The 16,737-nt window shown below is 66.8% G+C and carries 9 protein-coding genes; 5 read left to right on the top strand and 4 right to left on the bottom strand.

The features are described 5' to 3' along the window. Positions 1 to 57: 57 nt before the first annotated feature. From ABE543_RS03880 to ABE543_RS03865, 4 genes are all read right to left on the bottom strand, one after another. Entirely contained in the window at positions 58 to 2,115 is a 2,058-nt protein-coding gene (locus tag ABE543_RS03880; protein ID WP_111186820.1) for a TonB-dependent receptor, read from the bottom strand. 222 nt (positions 2,116 to 2,337) lie between these two features. After that, entirely contained in the window at positions 2,338 to 5,460 is a 3,123-nt protein-coding gene (locus ABE543_RS03875) for an efflux RND transporter permease subunit (protein ID WP_111186819.1), read from the bottom strand. A gap of 31 nt (positions 5,461 to 5,491) precedes the next feature. Further along, positions 5,492 to 8,725: an efflux RND transporter permease subunit gene (locus ABE543_RS03870; protein WP_053515615.1), complete on the bottom strand. Its 3,234-nt coding sequence runs from the start codon at positions 8,723 to 8,725 to the stop codon at positions 5,492 to 5,494. A gap of 74 nt (positions 8,726 to 8,799) precedes the next feature. Beyond that, a complete protein-coding gene (locus ABE543_RS03865) occupies positions 8,800 to 10,041 on the bottom strand; it encodes an efflux RND transporter periplasmic adaptor subunit (RefSeq protein WP_346475331.1) in 1,242 nt (413 codons plus the stop codon). Between the two features lie 185 nt (positions 10,042 to 10,226). On the opposite strand from ABE543_RS03865, the gene ABE543_RS03860 reads away from it, so the two are divergent. The 5 genes from ABE543_RS03860 (at position 10,227) to ABE543_RS03840 (ending at position 16,561) form a co-directional block, all read left to right on the top strand. After that, the gene (locus tag ABE543_RS03860) at positions 10,227 to 11,546 is read left to right on the top strand and encodes a M20 family metallopeptidase (RefSeq protein WP_053515620.1); all 1,320 of its coding nucleotides are present in this window, start codon (positions 10,227 to 10,229) and stop codon (positions 11,544 to 11,546) included. A 541-nt stretch (positions 11,547 to 12,087) separates the two neighbouring features. After that, positions 12,088 to 12,906: an NADPH-dependent 7-cyano-7-deazaguanine reductase QueF gene (gene queF, locus ABE543_RS03855; protein WP_065181541.1), complete on the top strand. Its 819-nt coding sequence runs from the start codon at positions 12,088 to 12,090 to the stop codon at positions 12,904 to 12,906. A 288-nt stretch (positions 12,907 to 13,194) separates the two neighbouring features. Continuing rightward, positions 13,195 to 13,488, top strand: coding sequence for a LysM peptidoglycan-binding domain-containing protein (locus tag ABE543_RS03850; protein ID WP_053515622.1), 294 nt, complete (start codon positions 13,195 to 13,197; stop codon positions 13,486 to 13,488). 47 nt (positions 13,489 to 13,535) lie between these two features. After that, positions 13,536 to 14,042, top strand: a complete 507-nt coding sequence (locus tag ABE543_RS03845; RefSeq protein ID WP_053515624.1) for a hypothetical protein — start codon at positions 13,536 to 13,538, stop codon at positions 14,040 to 14,042. A gap of 296 nt (positions 14,043 to 14,338) precedes the next feature. Then, a complete protein-coding gene (locus ABE543_RS03840) occupies positions 14,339 to 16,561 on the top strand; it encodes an NADP-dependent isocitrate dehydrogenase (protein WP_111186565.1) in 2,223 nt (740 codons plus the stop codon). Positions 16,562 to 16,737: the final 176 nt, after the last annotated feature.

Below are 16,737 nucleotides of genomic sequence, written 5' to 3'. Positions count from 1 at the left end.
GCGCGTGGGTGCGGTGTTCAATGTGCGGACCCACGGTCCGCACCCGCACAAGCCGGGTTACATCTCCCAGCGCACGCTCACCGCGAAGGTGCGCGGCAGGCCGACGCCCGCGTTCGACCAGTACCTGCGATTGGCCAGGTTCTCCACGCTGGCGCGCAGGGTGACCGGGTGCCCCGACGCCATCAGGCGGTAGCCCACACCGGCATTGACCAGGGTGTAGTCGGGCAGCTTCAGGGTATTGTCGGCGTCGTACCAGACATCGCCGTAGTAGCGCACGGCAGCATAGGTTTCCAGTCCATCGACCCACGGCAGCTGGTAGCTGGCATGCAGCACACCGCTCCAGCGCGCGGCGCCGACGGTGCGGTTGCCTTCCTGCGCGGCATTGTCGGGCGACAGCCTGTCGTAGGTCGGGTCCAGCCAGGTCACGCCGCCACCCACGGTCAGCGCATCGGTCAGGTGCAGGTCGGCGCTGGCTTCCACGCCTTCGTACAGGGTGATGCCATCCTGCACCAGGCGCAGGCCGGCGTCGGTGGGCTGGTCGATGTTGGCACCGCGTTCCAGGCGGAATGCGGCCACGTTCGCATTCCAGCGCGAGGCTTCTACCTTGGCGCCGACCTCGTACTGCTTGCTGATGGTCGGACCCAGCACATCACCGGCGTTGATGTAGGGGTTGCCCACGCGGCTGCCGGCTTCCAGCGATTCAATGTAGCTGGCGTACAGGGTCACGGCCTCGCTGGGCTTGAACATCACCGCATAGGTCGGGGTGACCGGGTAGGTGTGGTAACGGCCCTTGGTCTCGAAGTCGTTGTAGCGCCAGCCGGCCAGCACCGACCAGCCCCCGCCGAAGTCCACGGTATCGCTGGCGAATACGGCCTGCTGCACGGTTTCATCGCCGCGGGTCATCACCCGCGAACCCACCGCGTCGTGGCGGATGGCCGAACGCTGGTACAGGTTGGCGCGACCAATGGTGTTCCACTCGTAGGGGCGGTCCCAGCCCAGCCCGGTCTGGTGGCTGACGCCGGCCACCAGCTGGTGCTGCAGCGGGCCGGTGCGGAAGCCGCCCTGCACCAGCGCCTGCGCCAGTTTCCATTGGCTCTTGCCGCCCAGCTCATACACATTCACGTTGTAGTCGCCGTTCGGATCGTCGATGTAGGCGAAGATCTTGTTGACGTCGTTCCAGGAGGTGGTGACGCCGTAGCTCAGGCTGGCCTTCCAGCCGCTGTTGATCTGCCAGGTGAACGCCGTGGACAGCAGGCTGGAACGGGTATCGTAGTAGGTGCCCGGCACGCTGTTGTCGACGTCGCCGGCAATCGGCCGCGGCAGCGAGGTCATGCCGATGAAGTAGTACTGCGGCGACTCTTCGCTCAGGTCGCGCGACTGGAACACGCCGTCGAAGGTCCAGGTGAGCGCATCGCTCAGGCGCGCGTCCAGCGACAGCGCGCCGACCTTGCGGTCGACATGGCCACCGTTGAAGGTTTCGCCCTTCTCCTGATACGCGTTGAAGCGATAGCCGAACATATCTTCGTTGCCGAAGCGGCCACCGGCATCGACACCACCACTGATGATGGCCTGTTCGCGCCAGCCCAGCTGCGCCGAGAAGGTGCGGGTATCGGTCGGCTTCTTGGTGATGTAGTTGACGATGCCGCCGGGCGCGCCGAAGCCGTACAGGAAGCCGCCGGGGCCCTTCAGCAGGTCCACCTGTTCCATCACTTCCAGCGGCCATTCGGTGCCCCACGAGGACACCTGCAGACCGTTCACGCGGTAGCTGTCGTAGTTCAGATCGATGCCGCGGTTGCGGATGGGCGAGCTCCAGCCGCTGGCGTAGGCGCTTACCTGGGTGGTGACCGATGGATCGAACAGGAAGGCTTCGCCCAGCGATACGACCTGGCGCTGCTCGAGCTGTTCGCGGCCGACCGCAGTAATGGCGAACGGGGTATCGCGCAGGGCACGGTCACCCAGCGCGCCGGCTTCGGTGTGGGTGCGTTCGCCGACCACCTTGATGGCGTCCAGGTCGGTGGCGCTGCGGGCATCAGCCGGGGCTTGCGCATGGGCTGCGCAGGCGGTGGACAGGGCGGCGGCCAGCAGGGCCAGGCGCGGGGTGCGGAACGAAGGCATCGATCGGATTCCTCGGCGGACGGCCACAGGCCATCCACCCATGGTTGGGGGAAGAGGCAGTGGCTGGGATCACGCAGGCTGTCCGTGAACTGGGAGCGGGGCGCCGCAGGGGCGCAGGACCATGGCTGGTTGCGAATTGTTCTCTTTTCGTTACAGCGCGTCAAACCGTGAGCGTCGCCCGGGTGGTAGCGGCGCGCCGGGCGTGGCCCGGCGCTACCGAGGCTAGGCGCGCTGCGCGCGCTTGAGCAGTTTCGCCTCGCGCCTGCGCGCGCGCCGCGCCCGCCAACGCTCGGCCAGGCAGGAGAAGATCACGTACAGGGCCGGCGTGCTGAGCAGGGTCAGACTCTGCGAGAACAGCAGGCCACCGATCATCGCGATGCCCAGCGGCCGGCGCAGCTCCGACCCTTCGCCCAGGCCGATTGCCAGCGGAACCGCAGCCAGGATGGCCACCATCGTGGTCATCATGATCGGCCGGAAGCGGACGATGCTGGCCTCGCGTGCGGCCTCGCGCGGGGTCAGTCCGTGCTCGCGCTGCGCCACCAGCGCGAAGTCGATCATCATGATCGCGTTCTTCTTGACGATGCCGATCAGCAGCACCAGCGCGATCATCGAGATGACCGACAGCTCGGTGTTGGTACCGAACAGGGCCAGCAGCGCGCCTACGCCTGCCGCCGGCAGCGTGGACAGGATCGTCACCGGATGGATCAGGCTTTCGTACAGCATGCCCAGCACCAGGTACACGGTCAGGATCGCCGCCAATACCAGGATCAGCATGTCGCTGGGATCGGAATTGAAGCCAAAGCCCGCATCGTCGGCCAGGCGGATGTCGCCCGGCATGCGCATGCCGGCCACGGTCGCATCGATGATCGCCTTTGCCTCGCCCATGCTGACGCCGGGGGCGAGGTTGTAGCTCAGGTCCATCGTCGTGTACTGGTTCTCATGCGTGATCTGCGAAGGCGCCAGCCCCGATACCTGGGTGGCCACCGCAGTGATCGGCACCATCTCGCCATTGCCTGCGCGCACATGGACCTCGTCCAGTGCGGTGGGGGTCGCCGTCTGCGAAGGCAGGGCATTGACCACGACGCTGTACTGGTTGATGTCCGAGTAGATCGTCGAGATCTGGCGCTGGCCGAATGCACCGTACAGCGCACCGTCGATGGCACCGACCGAGACGCCCAGTCGCGCGGCCTTGGCGCGGTCGATCACGATGTTCTGGCGCAGGCCGGCGTTGTCCACGTCGGTGCCGACATCGCGCAGCTTGGGGTTCTTCTTCAGTTCCGCCTGCAGCTTCGGCAACCACTCCTGCAGCGCCGCCAGATCGTTGCCCTGCAGCGAGATGCGGTACTGCGCGCCCTGGCTGGAGCCGCCGCCGTCGTTGCTGGGCAGATCCTGGATGGCGCGCAGCCGCAGCTGCAGGTCGGGATAGCGGTCGGCCTTGGCGCTCAGTCGCGCCAGTGCATGCGCGGTGGTCTCGCGGCGGCCTTCCTTGCGTGACTTCAGTTCGACATTGAACTGCGCGCTGGAACCCTGGCGGCCACTGCCCAGGCGCACGCCGACGGTCTTCACCGCCGGGTCGGCCATCAGCATGTCGGTGATGCGGCGCTGGCGGTTGACCATGTCCTCGAAGGACACGGTCGCGCTGGAGTTGGCGCGGCCCCAGATGAGCCCGGTGTCCTGTGGCGGGAAGGCTCCCTTCTTCACCGCGCCGAACAGGAAGACGGTCACGCCGATCAGGATCAGCGGCGTGAGCGAGAGCAGCAACGCGTGGCGCAGGGAGAAATCGAGGAACACCGTGTAGATGCGCAGCATGCGTTCGTGGCCGGCGTCCAGCCAGCGGCCCAGGCGCGAGGGTGCCGCGCGATGGTCGTGCGCACTGAGGAACCGGCTGCACAGCGCCGGCGTCAGCGTCAGCGAGACGATCATCGAGACCACGATCGCCGCCACCAGGGTGACGGTGAACTCACGGAAGAACGCGCCCATCATGCCGCTGGCGAACAGCAGCGGGATGAACACCGCAACCAGCGAGGCGGTAATCGAGACGATCGTGAAGCCGATCTCGCGTGCGCCTGTGAACGCCGCCTGCAGGCGCGGCATGCCTTCGTCGAGGTGGCGCATGATGTTCTCGATCACCACGATCGCATCGTCCACCACGAAGCCGATCGCGATCACCAGCGCCAGCAGGCTCAGGTTGTTCAGGGTGAAGCCCAGCGCATACATCACCAGTGCGGCGCCGGCCAGCGACAGCGGCACCGTCACGGCCGCGATCAGGGTCGGGGCGAGCCGGCGCAGGAACAGCGCCATGGTCAGCACCACCATCGCCAGGCTGATCAGCAGGGTGATCTGCACTTCGTGCAGCGACGAGCGGATCGTCGGCGTGCGGTCGAAGTATGGCGTCATCGTGGTGCCCGGCTGCAGGTAGTCACGCAGCGTCGGGATCTGCGCCTTCACCCGGTCGACGGTCTCCACGATGTTGGCGCCGGCGCGGGTGAACACATACATGACCACCGCGGGCTTGTGGTCGAACCATGCCGCCTGGTAGGCGTCCTGCTGGCCGTCGTAGACGTTGGCGACGTCCTTCAGGCGGATCACCCGGCCGTCGCCTTCGGTCTTCACCACCAGGTTGGCGAAGTCCGCAGCGCGGGCCACCGAATCGTTGGTGATGATCGCGGTGGTGGAGTTGCCATCGCTGAGGAAGCCGGTCGGCGAGGTCACATTGGCCGCGCGCACCGCGTTGCGCAGGTCGTCGGCGGTCAGGCCCAGCGCGTTCATCAGCCGCAGGTTCACGTCCACGCGCACTGCCGGCGTCGACGCGCCGGCGATGTCCACGGAGGCCACGCCGCTGATCTGGCGGATGCGCTGGGCCAGCAGCGAGTCGGCCACGTTGTACAGCTCATCGGCCGACTGCGTCTGCGAGGTCAGTGCGATGGCGATCACCGGGTCGTCGTTCGGATTCGCCTTCTGGTACATCGGCGAGCCCATGCCCGAGGGCAGATCGGCCTGCGCGGAATTGATCGCGGTCTGCACGTCCAGCGCCGCCGAATCGATGTCACGGTCGCTCTGGAAGATCATGAACACCAGCGAGCTGCCTTCCGAGCTCGACGAGCGCATGCGGTCGATGCCCGGCAGCTGGCCCAGATGACGCTCCAGTGGTGCGGTGACCGTGGAGGCCATCGTCGCCGCGTCGGCACCGGCCTGGCTGGCGTGCACGAAGATCACCGGAATCTGGATGTTCGGCAGTGCCGAAACACCCAGCCTCAGGTAGCAGATCAGGCCCACCATGAACAGGCCGATGGCCAGCAGGGCGGTACCGATCGGGCGGCGGATGAAGGGGCCGGACAGGTTCATCGCGCGGCCCCCCGCAGCAGCGGGGCAGGGGTCATGCCTGCGGCTCCTGCAGCGTGCCCTCGCGCAGTGCGCGTTGCTCGCGGCGGCGCGCCAGCCACTCGGAGAAGCGCTCCATGTACAGGTAGATCACCGGCGTGGTGTACAGCGTCACCAGCTGCGATAGCAGCAGGCCGCCGACGATGGCGATGCCCAGCGGACGGCGCAGTTCCGAGCCGATGCCGGTACCCAGCGCGAGTGGCAGCGCGCCGAGCATGGCCGCAGCCGTGGTCATCATGATCGGGCGGAAGCGCAGCAGGCAGGCGCGGCGGATCGCTTCATGCGCGTTGGCACCGGCGCGGCGTGCTTCGATCGCGAAGTCCACCATCATGATGCCGTTCTTCTTGACGATGCCGATCAGCAGCACGATGCCGACGATGCCGTCCACCGACAGGCTCAGGCCACACAGCATCAGCGCCAGCAGCGCGCCGACGCCTGCCGGCGGCAGGGTCGAGATGATCGTGATCGGATGGATGTAGCTCTCGTACAGCACGCCCAGCACGATGTAGATGACCACCAGCGAGGCCAGCAGCAGCCACACCACATCGGTCTGGCTGCCGGTGAACTCGGCGGCCTTGCCGATGAACTCGGCATGCAGGTGCGCCGGCATGTCCAGACTGTCCTTGGTCTCCTGGATCGCGCGTACCGCTTCGGACAGCGAATAGCCCGGCGCGACGTTGAACGAGACGGTCACGGCAGGCAGCTGCTGCTGGTGGCTGACCACCAGCGGCGCGCTGGTCACCTGGCCTTCGGCCAGCGCCGACAACGGAATGATGTTGCCGGCACCGACCGTGATGCCGGTGTTCTGCGCGCCGATGCCGGTGGCCGTGGAGGAGTTGGAGGAGGTGACCTGGCCGAAGCTGGTGGCGTTGGTGCCGGTCAGCGCGCCAGCACCGTTGGAGGCCACCGCCAGCTGCTCCATCAGCGCGGTGCTGGTGCGGAACTCCGGTGCCACTTCCAGCACCACGCGGTACTGGTTGAGCTCGGTGAAGATGGTCGAGATCTGGCGCTGGCCGAACGCATCGTAGAGCGTGTCGTCGATGGTCTGCATCGGCACGCCCAGCACGCTGGCCTTGTCACGATCGATCGTCAGCTGCAGGGCACGGCCCTGGTTGGACAGGTTGTTGTCCACGTCGGCCAGCTCCGGCCGCTGGCGCAGGGCCTCGGTCAGGCGCGTGGCCTGGGTGGCGACGGTGGCCGCGTCCACGTCCGACAGGGAGTACTGGTACTCGGTCGCGGCCACGCGGGTGTCGAGGGTGACGTCCTGCACCGGCTTCAGATACAACGCTACGCCGGGAATCCCGGCGACGGCCTCCTGCAGGCGCGGCAGGATCCGGTCCAGCCCATCACGCTGGCTGCGCTCCTTCAGCACGATCGACAACTGGCCCTGGTTGAGCGTGGGGTTCATGCTGCCAGCGCCGATGAAAGCCGACACGCCAGTCACATCCGGATCCTTGCGCAGCGCTTCGGCCACCTGCCTGGTGCGCTGCTCCATCTGCGGGAACGCGATGTTCTGGTCGGCCTGCACCACGCCGGTGATCAGGCCGGTGTCCTGCTCGGGCAGCAGGCCCTTGGGAATCAACACGTACAGCAGAACGGTCAGCACAAGGGCGCCGCCGGCCACGGCCAGGGTCAGGCGCTGGTGGTCCAGCACCCAGTCCAGGCTGCGCTCATACAGGCCGACGGTGCGGCTCCACACGGTCTGCTTGCCGGCCGCGTGCGCCCGTTCATGCGCGTCCTCGCCTTCCGGCAGCGCGTCGGGCTTGAGCAGGTAGGCGCACATCATCGGGGTGAGCGTCAGCGAGATCAGCATCGACAGCACGACCGCGATGCTCAGCACCCAGGCGAACTCATGGAACAGGCGGCCGGTGACGCCGGGCATCAGCAGCAGCGGCAGGAACACTGCCACCAGCGATACCGTCAGCGACAGCACGGTGAAGCCGATCTGGCGCGCACCGATCTCGGCCGCTTCCTTGCCGCTCTTGCCCTGCTCGATGTAACGGACGATGTTCTCGATCATGACGATGGCATCGTCGACAACGAAGCCGGTGGCGACCACCAGTGCCATCAGCGAAAGGTTGTCCAGCGACATGCCGGTGAACGCCATCACCGCGAACGTGCCGGCCAGCGACAACGGTACCGCCACCGAAGGAATGATCGTGGCCCACAGGCGGCGCAGGAACACGAAGATCACCGCCACGACCAGGCCGATGGTCAGTACCAGGGTGAACTGCACTTCGTGCACGGAGGCGCGGATGGTCTCGGTACGGTCGTTGAAGATCTCCAGATGCACGTCGGCCGGCAGCACGCCCTGCAACTGCGGCAGGATCGCGCGGATGCGCTCGACGGTCTGCACGATGTTGGCGCCCGGCTGGCGGCGCACTTCGAGAAGGACAGCCGGCTTGCCGTCGGCCCATGCGGCCAGCTGGTCGTTCTCCACGCCGTCCACCACCGCGGCCACGTCCGACAGCCGCACCGGGCGGCCGTTCTTGTAGCTGATGATGGTGTCGCGGTATTCGGCGGCACTGGACAGCTGGTCATTGGTGCCGATGCTATAGGACTGCGTCTTGCCGTTCAGCGAGCCCTTCGGCGCATTGACGTTGGCCTGGGTGAGCGCGCTGCGCAGTTCTTCCAGGGTCAGGCCCATGTTCGACAGCTGCGCCGGATTGACCTGGATGCGCACCGCCGGGCGGACATTGCCGGCGATCGACACCAAGCCCACGCCCTGCACCTGCGACAGGCGCTGGGCCAGGATCGAATCGGCGTAGTTGTTGACCTCCCGCAGCGGGCGCGTGTCCGAGGTGAGCTTCAGGGTGACGATGGCCGCATCGGCGGGGTTCACCCGGTTGTAGACCGGCTGGTAGGGCAGCGACGAGGGCAGGGTGGCCTGGCGGATCGCCGCCTGCACGTCCTGCGCGGCGATATCGATGTCGCGGTCCATCGAGAACTGCAGGATGATCGTCGACAGCCCGGCCGACGAATCGGACGTCATCAGGTCCAGGCCGGAGATCTGGCCGAACTGCCGCTCCAGCGGGGTGGTGACCAGCGAGGCCATCGTGGTGGCATTGGCACCCGGGTACTGGGTGGTGACCACCAGGCTGGGCGCATCGATTTCCGGCAGTGCCGACACCGGCAGCTTGCGATAACCGAGAATGCCCAGCAGCAACAGGCCCGCCATCAGCAGCGAGGTGGCGATCGGGCGGCGGATGAAGATCGTCGAAAAACCCACGGACTGATCCTTGCTGGCGCTTCAATGGCAGCGCCGGCGTCGATGCCGGCGCGAAAGGAATCGGTGGCCTGCGCTCAGCGCGGGCCACCACCGCGGCGGCCTGCGCCGCCACTCTTCTGTTCGGCGGCCTTCAATTCGGCCTCGGTGGGTGCAGCCGGGGTCTCACCGGGCTTCAGGGCCTTGACCTTGCTGCCGGGCTTCAGGCGGAACTGGCCTTCACTGACCACCCGCTCGCCTCCCTTCAGGCCCTCGGCGATCTGCACGTGGCTGTCGCCCACTTCCACGCCGCTGCGCACGGTCTGCATCTTCACCGTGTTGTCGCCCTGCACGACGTAGACATACTCGCCGTCCGGGCCACGCAGCACGGCCTGGGTCGGAATCACCACGCCGCCGCCGATGGTGCGCAGCTGCATGCGCACATTGACGAACTGGCCCGGCCACAGGCCGTTGTCCGCATTGTCGAACACCGCGCGTGCCTTGAAGGTGCCGCTGTCGGCGCTGATCAGGTTGTCGACCACATCGAGCTTGCCGTCGCCGGACAGCACGTGCGAATCGGCACGGTCCAGCGCGGCCACCGGAACGCTGCCGGCCGCCTGTGCCTGGCGCACATCGCCGAGCTGGCGTTCGGGCAGGTTGAACAGCACGTGGATCGGGTGGATCTGGGTCAGGGTGACCAGGGCGGTGCCCGCGTTGACCACGTTGCCGGCATCGACTGCACGGATGCCGGCGATGCCCGAGATCGGCGCAGTGACCTTGGTGTACTGCAGCTGCACCTGCGCCGAGCGCATGCTCGCCTCGTTGGCGGCCACTGCGCTTTCGTACTGTGCCACCTGGTTGCGTTGTGTATCCAGATCGGTCTTGGCGACGTACTGGCGGTACTCGGGGGCATTGGAGCGCTGGTAGTTGGAGCGCGCGGTCGCCAGCAGCGCCTCGTTCTGGCGCTTGGCGGCAGCGGCCTGGTCATAGCTGGCCTGGGCGGTACGTGGGTCGATCACCGCCAGCACGTCGCCCTGCTTCACTTCCTGGCCTTCGCGGAAGTTCAGGCTCATCAGCTGGCCGCCGACCTGAGGGCTGACCGTGACGGTATTCATCGCGGTGACCGTACCGAGCGCACTGGCGTAGACGGGCACGTCCTGGCGCACGGCGTCGACCACGGTCACCGGTACCGGTGCGGCATCGGCGTCATCGCCACCTTGGCCGGCGGCGACGCCGGGCCTGCCGGCCTTGTCCTTGCCACCGCCCAGCACGCGCAGGCCCACCACGGCCAGCACCAGTACCGCCACGACCAGCAGCACGATCTTCCAAACACGTGACATTCAAGGACTCCAAGAGGGCTGGACGGGCGGGGCCCGGTGGGCAATGCGCAAAGCATACCTGTGCCACATCACGTTTCCTGCATGACGGATGGGACGGGCGCTAGGACCGGGACCGGCCGCGGAGGTTCCCGTAAAGGCAGCGTTGCCCTACATTCAGGTGCAGAACCCTGCCGTGGAGTACCCAGATGCGCCGTTCGTTGCTGCTGTCCGCCCTGATCCTGGCCCTGCCGGCCCTTGCCCATGCCCAGGACGGGCAGCGCCCCGAGGTGACCGCGGCCGCACAGCGGCTGCAGGCCAAAGTGGTGGAGTGGCGCCGTGATTTCCACCAGCATCCGGAGCTGTCCAACCGCGAAGTACGGACCTCGGCCGAGGTCGCCAAGCACCTGCGCGCAATGGGCCTGAAGCCGAAGACCGGCATTGCCCATCATGGCGTGGTGGCGATCATCGAAGGCGGCAGGCCGGGTCCGAAGATCGCCCTGCGCGCCGACATGGACGCGCTGCCGGTGACCGAACAGACCGGCCTGCCGTTCGCCTCGAAGGCGACCGACCAGTACCGCGGGCAGACGGTGGGCGTGATGCATGCCTGCGGCCATGATGCCCATACCGCCACCCTGCTGGGTGTGGCCGAGGCGCTGGTGGCAATGAAGAAGGACCTGCCGGGTCAGGTCATGCTGATCTTCCAGCCGGCAGAGGAGGGCGCGCCGCCGCCGGAAGAAGGCGGTGCCGCGCTGATGCTGAAGGAGGGCCTGTTCGCCGACTTCAAGCCGGAAGCCGTGTTCGGCCTGCATGTGTTCTCCAGCGTGCAGGCCGGTCAGATCGCCGTGCGTGGCGGTCCGCTGATGGCCGCCTCGGACCGCTTCGGCATCAAGGTGATCGGTCGCCAGACGCATGGCTCCGCGCCGTGGAACGGTGTCGACCCGATCGTTGCCACGGCCGATCTGGTCGGTACCGCGCAGACCATCGTCAGCCGTCGCGCGAATCTGTCCAAGCAGCCGGCGGTGCTCACCTTCGGTGCGATCAACGGCGGCATCCGCTACAACATCATTCCGGACGAGGTGGAGATGGTCGGCACCATCCGCACGTTCGACGAGGGCATGCGCCAGCAGATCTTCGCCGACCTGCGCAACGTCGCAGAGCACACTGCGGCCGCGCACGGGGCAAAGGCGGTCACCGACATCTACGAATCAGAAGGCAACCCAGCCACGGTCAACGATCCGGCGCTGACGGCGCGCATGCTGCCGAGCCTGCAGGCGGTGGTGGGCAAGGACAACGTGTACGAACCGCCCCTGCAGATGGGCGCGGAGGACTTCTCGCTGTATGCCAAGGAGGTGCCGGGCATGTTCTTCTTCGTCGGCTCCACCAGCGTGGGCATCGATCCGGCGACGGCACCGGCCAATCATTCGCCGAAGTTCCTGCTGGATGAGAAGGCGCTGGACGTGGGACTGCGTGCGTTGCTGCAGGTGAGCCTGGATTACCTGCACGGTGCCGGCACTCCGGCAGGGTGAGGGTTTCCGGCAGGGCTTGCAGCCCTGCACCCCTGAAGCAACGGCAACGTCAACGGCAAAAGCGGTGCTGGATTTCTGTTGGTTGGGCGGGGCGGTGTGGGCCTGCAGGACACGCCGTAAACCCGTCCATGGGGGCTCGATGGCGCCATCCATGGCGCCAACGGTCCTGCAGGCCCACACCGCCCCGGCCCCGACAGGTTCACGCGGCTGTTGGTAGGTGTCGACCTTGGTCGACACAGGCAGACATCGGGAATGTCTGAAGGATTGGCTTTTGATTTTGATTTTTCTGATCTTTCCCGTGGTGGTGGCTGCGTGCAGGGAACTGTCAGGGGCCGGGTGGGTAGGCGGGGCGGGGGTGTCCGCGGCATGGATGCCGCGGCCAAGCCCCCAAGGACGGGTTTACGGCGTCCCCCGACCCGCCTACCCACCCGGCCAAGCCGATAGACCGCCTTCCACGACCAACCGACAAAACCACCACGGAGGGGCTCCGCCGTTGGCCGGCCCGGCCGGAGGCCCAGCGCCGTCGCGATACAATGGCCCCATGAACACCCCCCAGGATTCCAGCCTCGGTCGCGAGGTCAGTTACCCGTCGCAGTACGATCCCGGCCTGCTGTTTCCCATCCCCCGCCGCGCCGCCCGCGCCGAGATCGGCCTCGACGACACCGCGCTGCCGTTCGTCGGCCATGATCGCTGGCATGCGTTCGAGCTGAGCTGGCTCGACCCGCGTGGCAAGCCGCAGGTGGCCGTCGCCACCGTGCAGGTGCCCTGCACCTCGCCGTGCCTGATCGAATCGAAGTCGTTCAAGCTGTACCTGAATTCCCTCAACAGCACCCGCATCGACAGTGCCGAGGCACTGCATGCGCGTCTTGTCGACGATCTGTCAGCCTGTGCCGGCGCACCCGTGCAGGTGGCGTTCGGCCTGCCCGAACTGCGCCCGGTACCGCTGGGCGAATCCATCGACGGCCTGGACCTGGAGATCGACTGCTACGGCCCCCCGCAGGCGGACTTCCTCTCGGCCGACGCTGCGCAGCCGGTGGAGGAGACGTTGGTCTCCGCGCTGCTGAAATCCAACTGCCCGGTTACCGGCCAGCCGGACTGGGCCACGGTCAGCCTGCGCTATCGGGGGCCGAAGATCGACCGGGCCGGCCTGCTGCGCTATCTGGTGAGCTACCGCGAGCACGCGGAATTCCACGAGCAGTGCGTGGAGCGGATCTTCAGCGAGGTCTCCGCGCGCTGCCGGCCGCAGTGGCTGGAAGTGGAAGCGCGCTACACGCGTCGCGGCGGCCTCGACATCAATCCATGGCGCGCCAGCCCCGGCATTGCTGCCCCGGCCGCGACCTACCGCGAGCTGCGCCAGTAACCGCCGCTGGCGGTTACGGTAGCGCCGGGCCACGTCCGGCGAGCGCTGCGGGCCCACCAACCCCGCGCCGGCGGTGGCGGGTAGCGCCGGGCCACGCCCGGCGAGCGCAGCGGTCCCAGCCACCGCCGCCGGGCATGGCCCGGCGCTACCGGTGGAGCAGCGGGCAGGGGGTGTCCATCTCCCGATTGTTCAGCCCCCCCGGGGGGCGGCTTCACATCTGCACCATCCCCATTTAACAACCGCCATGGCACCGTGCGAACCACGTAGTCATGCAGACGGGAGTTGTGGATGAGTACCGAGAAGAAAGCTGATTTCTCCGGCGTCAGCGCCAGCGTCGACAGTACCGCCCAGCAGGCACCGAAGGCGGACTTCTCCGGCGTCAGCGGCTCGGTGGACAGCACCGCCGAGGTGGTCAGCGGCGGCACCTACACCGTGCAGAAGGGGGACTCGCTGTCGAAGATCGCCAAGGCGCATCTTGGCGATGCCAATGCCTGGAAGAAGATCTTCGAAGCCAACCGGGACGTGCTCGATGACCCGGACAAGATTTTCCCTGGCCAGACCCTGAAACTGCCACCGAAGTAAGCCGGCCGCGCCCGCACGCCATCCGACAATCCTGGGAGGAACACCGAATGATCAAGACCACGCCGCTCCAGACCGCCCTGCTGACCGCCCTGTTGGGCAGCGTCGCCCTGGTGGGTTGCAAGAAGAAGGAAGAGTCGACCGACAGCAATGCAGCGCCCGCTGCCACCGCCCCGGCCGAAACGGCCCCGGCACCGATGACCGGCGCGCCGCCGCCGATGTCTGAGGCGGCAGTAGCCGTCTCCTCCGTCTCCGTCGGCAAGACGGCGGCAGCGGACAAGTCCGTCGCTCCGGCAGCACTGTTCGCGCCGAAGGACGATGTGATCGTGTCGGTCCGCACAGACGGTGCTGCCAACAACGTCAACGTCGGCGCCAAGCTGACCTTCCAGGACGGTCAGGTCGCCGGCGAGCAGAATGCCACGCTGAACACCAGCGGTGCCGAGACCACCAACATCACCTTCAAGAATGCCAATGGCTGGCCGGCCGGCAAGTACCGCGCCGAAGTCATGGTTGATGGTAAGGCGGCCGGAACGCCGCAGGAGTTCGAGGTCAAGTAAGTCCTGCCGACTCTCTCCCGGCAGGGCTCACGATGGACGCAGCCGCGAGGCTGCGTCTTTTTTTTTGCGTGACACCCCCAGCCGGGTGAATCACTGCGTTGCAGTACCGGCGCGTATGGCGCGGCTTTGCCCCGCGCGGCTGAAAACGCGACAATGCAGGGGTTTCCCCGCCGCGCGCCCACCCTGACGGCGACGGGGGAAAGCGTGGGGCCAGGCCCCGCGCGAGACACGGTTGCACGTGGTCCGGCGCTGCCGCCGGGCTTTCCCTGAGCACTGCTACAGAGTCCAAGTCCCCCATGTCCAAGATTCTCTACACGCTGACCGACGAAGCCCCGTTCCTGGCCACCCAGTCGCTGCTGCCGATCGTCGATGCCTACACCGCCACCGCTGGCATCGTGGTGGAAACCCGCGACATCTCGCTGTCCGGGCGCATTCTTTCGCAGTTCCCGGAACTGCTGGGTGAGGAGCAGAAGGTCAGTGACGACCTGGCCGAGCTGGGCCAGCTGGCGACCACGCCGGACGCCAACATCATCAAGCTGCCCAACATCTCCGCCTCGGTGCCGCAGCTGAAGGCGGCCATCAAGGAGCTGCAGGGCCAGGGCTATCCGTTGCCGGATTACCCGGAAACGCCGGCCGACGACCAGCAGCGCGACTACAAGGCGCGCTACGACAAGGTCAAGGGCAGCGCGGTGAATCCCGTGCTGCGCGAAGGCAACTCCGACCGTCGCGCGCCGCTGTCGGTGAAGAACTATGCCCGCAAGCATCCGCATCGCATGGGCGCCTGGTCCGCCGATTCGAAGTCGCACGTCTCGCACATGGACGCGGGCGACTTCTATGGCAGCGAAAAGTCGGCAACCCTCGCCAACGCCGGCACCCTGAAGATCACCTTCCATGGCAATGACGGCAGCACCGTCGTGCTGAAGGAAAAGACCGCGGTCAAGGCCGGTGAGATCGTTGATGCCGCCGTGATGAGCCGCAAGGCGCTGGCTGCCTTCATCGACGCGCAGATCGCCGATGCCAAGAGCCAGGGCGTGCTGTTCTCGCTGCACCTGAAGGCGACCATGATGAAGGTCTCCGACCCGATCATGTTCGGCGTGGTCGTGGAAGAGTTCTACAAGGACGTGCTGGCCAAGCACGCCGACGCCATCCGGCAGGCCGGTTTCGATGCCAACAACGGCATCGGAGACCTGGTCGCGCGCCTGCCGTCGCTGCCGGAGGCCACCCGCGCCGCCATCGAAGCCGACCTGAAGGCCGAGTACGCGCAGCGCCCGGGCCTGGCGATGGTCAACTCGGACAAGGGCATCACCAACCTGCACGTGCCGAGCGACGTGATCGTCGACGCCTCGATGCCGGCGATGATCCGCGACTCCGGCAAGATGTGGAATGCCGAAGGCAAGCTGCAGGACACCAAGGCGGTCATCCCGGACCGCTGCTATGCCGGCGTCTACCAGGCCGTCATCGACGACTGCAAGGCGCACGGCGCCTTCGACCCGGCCACCATGGGCTCGGTGCCGAACGTCGGCCTGATGGCGCAGAAGGCCGAAGAGTACGGCTCGCACGACAAGACCTTCCAGATCGCCGCCGACGGCGTGGTCAAGGTCACCGATGACGCGGGCAGCGTGGTGTTCGAGCACGCGGTGGAGGCCGGTGACATCTGGCGCATGTGCCAGACCAAGGACGCCCCGATCCAGGACTGGGTCAAGCTGGCGGTCGAGCGCGCGCGCCTCAGCAGCACCCCCGCCGTGTTCTGGCTGGACGCTGCCCGCGCCCATGACGCGCAGGTCATTGCCAAGGTCGAGCAGTACCTGAAGAACCACGACACCGCCGGCCTGGACATCCGCATCCTGCCGCCGGTGGAAGCCACCGCGTTCTCGCTGGCCCGCATCCGCAAGGGCGAAGACACCATCTCGGTGACCGGCAACGTGCTGCGTGACTACCTGACCGACCTGTTCCCGATCATGGAGCTGGGCACCAGCGCCAAGATGCTGTCGATCGTGCCGTTGATGGCCGGTGGTGGCCTGTTCGAGACCGGTGCCGGCGGCTCGGCTCCCAAGCATGTACAGCAGTTCGTTGAAGAGGACTACCTGCGTTGGGATTCGCTGGGTGAGTTCCTGGCGCTGGCAGCGTCGCTGGAGCATCTGGGCAACCGCTACGACAATGCAGCAGCCCGTGTACTGGCCAAGGCGCTGGACGAAGCCAACGGCCAGTTCCTGGACAACGACAAGTCGCCTTCGCGCAAGCTCGGTGGCATCGACAACCGTGGCAGCCACTTCTACATCGCGCTGTACTGGGCGCAGGCCCTGGCCGCGCAGGACGAGGACGCCGCACTGAAGGCACGCTTCGCCCCGCTGGCCAAGGCCCTGACCGACAACGAGCATAAGATCGTCGAAGAGCTGATCGCAGTGCAGGGCAAGGCCGTGGACATCGGCGGCTACTACCGTCCGGACGTGGAAAAGGCCAGCAAGGCGATGCGCCCGAGCGCGACCTTCAACGCCGCGCTGGAGCAGCTGCGCGGTTGATTCATCGCCGTTCGGTCGTGACCCCGGAACCCGCGCTTCGGCGCGGGTTTCTTTTTGGCTCCGGGGTCAGATCCCCTTTTGCCATGCAAAAGGGATCTGACCCCAAGCGATGAAAACGTGACTTCCGTCAGCTGTCGGAATGCCGTCAACACGGCATGAAACTTGCCCGCGATGGC

Origin of the sequence: Stenotrophomonas sp. TWI169, from assembly GCF_039674705.1 — a bacterium.
GTDB lineage: Bacteria > Pseudomonadota > Gammaproteobacteria > Xanthomonadales > Xanthomonadaceae > Stenotrophomonas > Stenotrophomonas maltophilia_P.
This window is presented reverse-complemented; position numbering and strand designations above follow the sequence as displayed.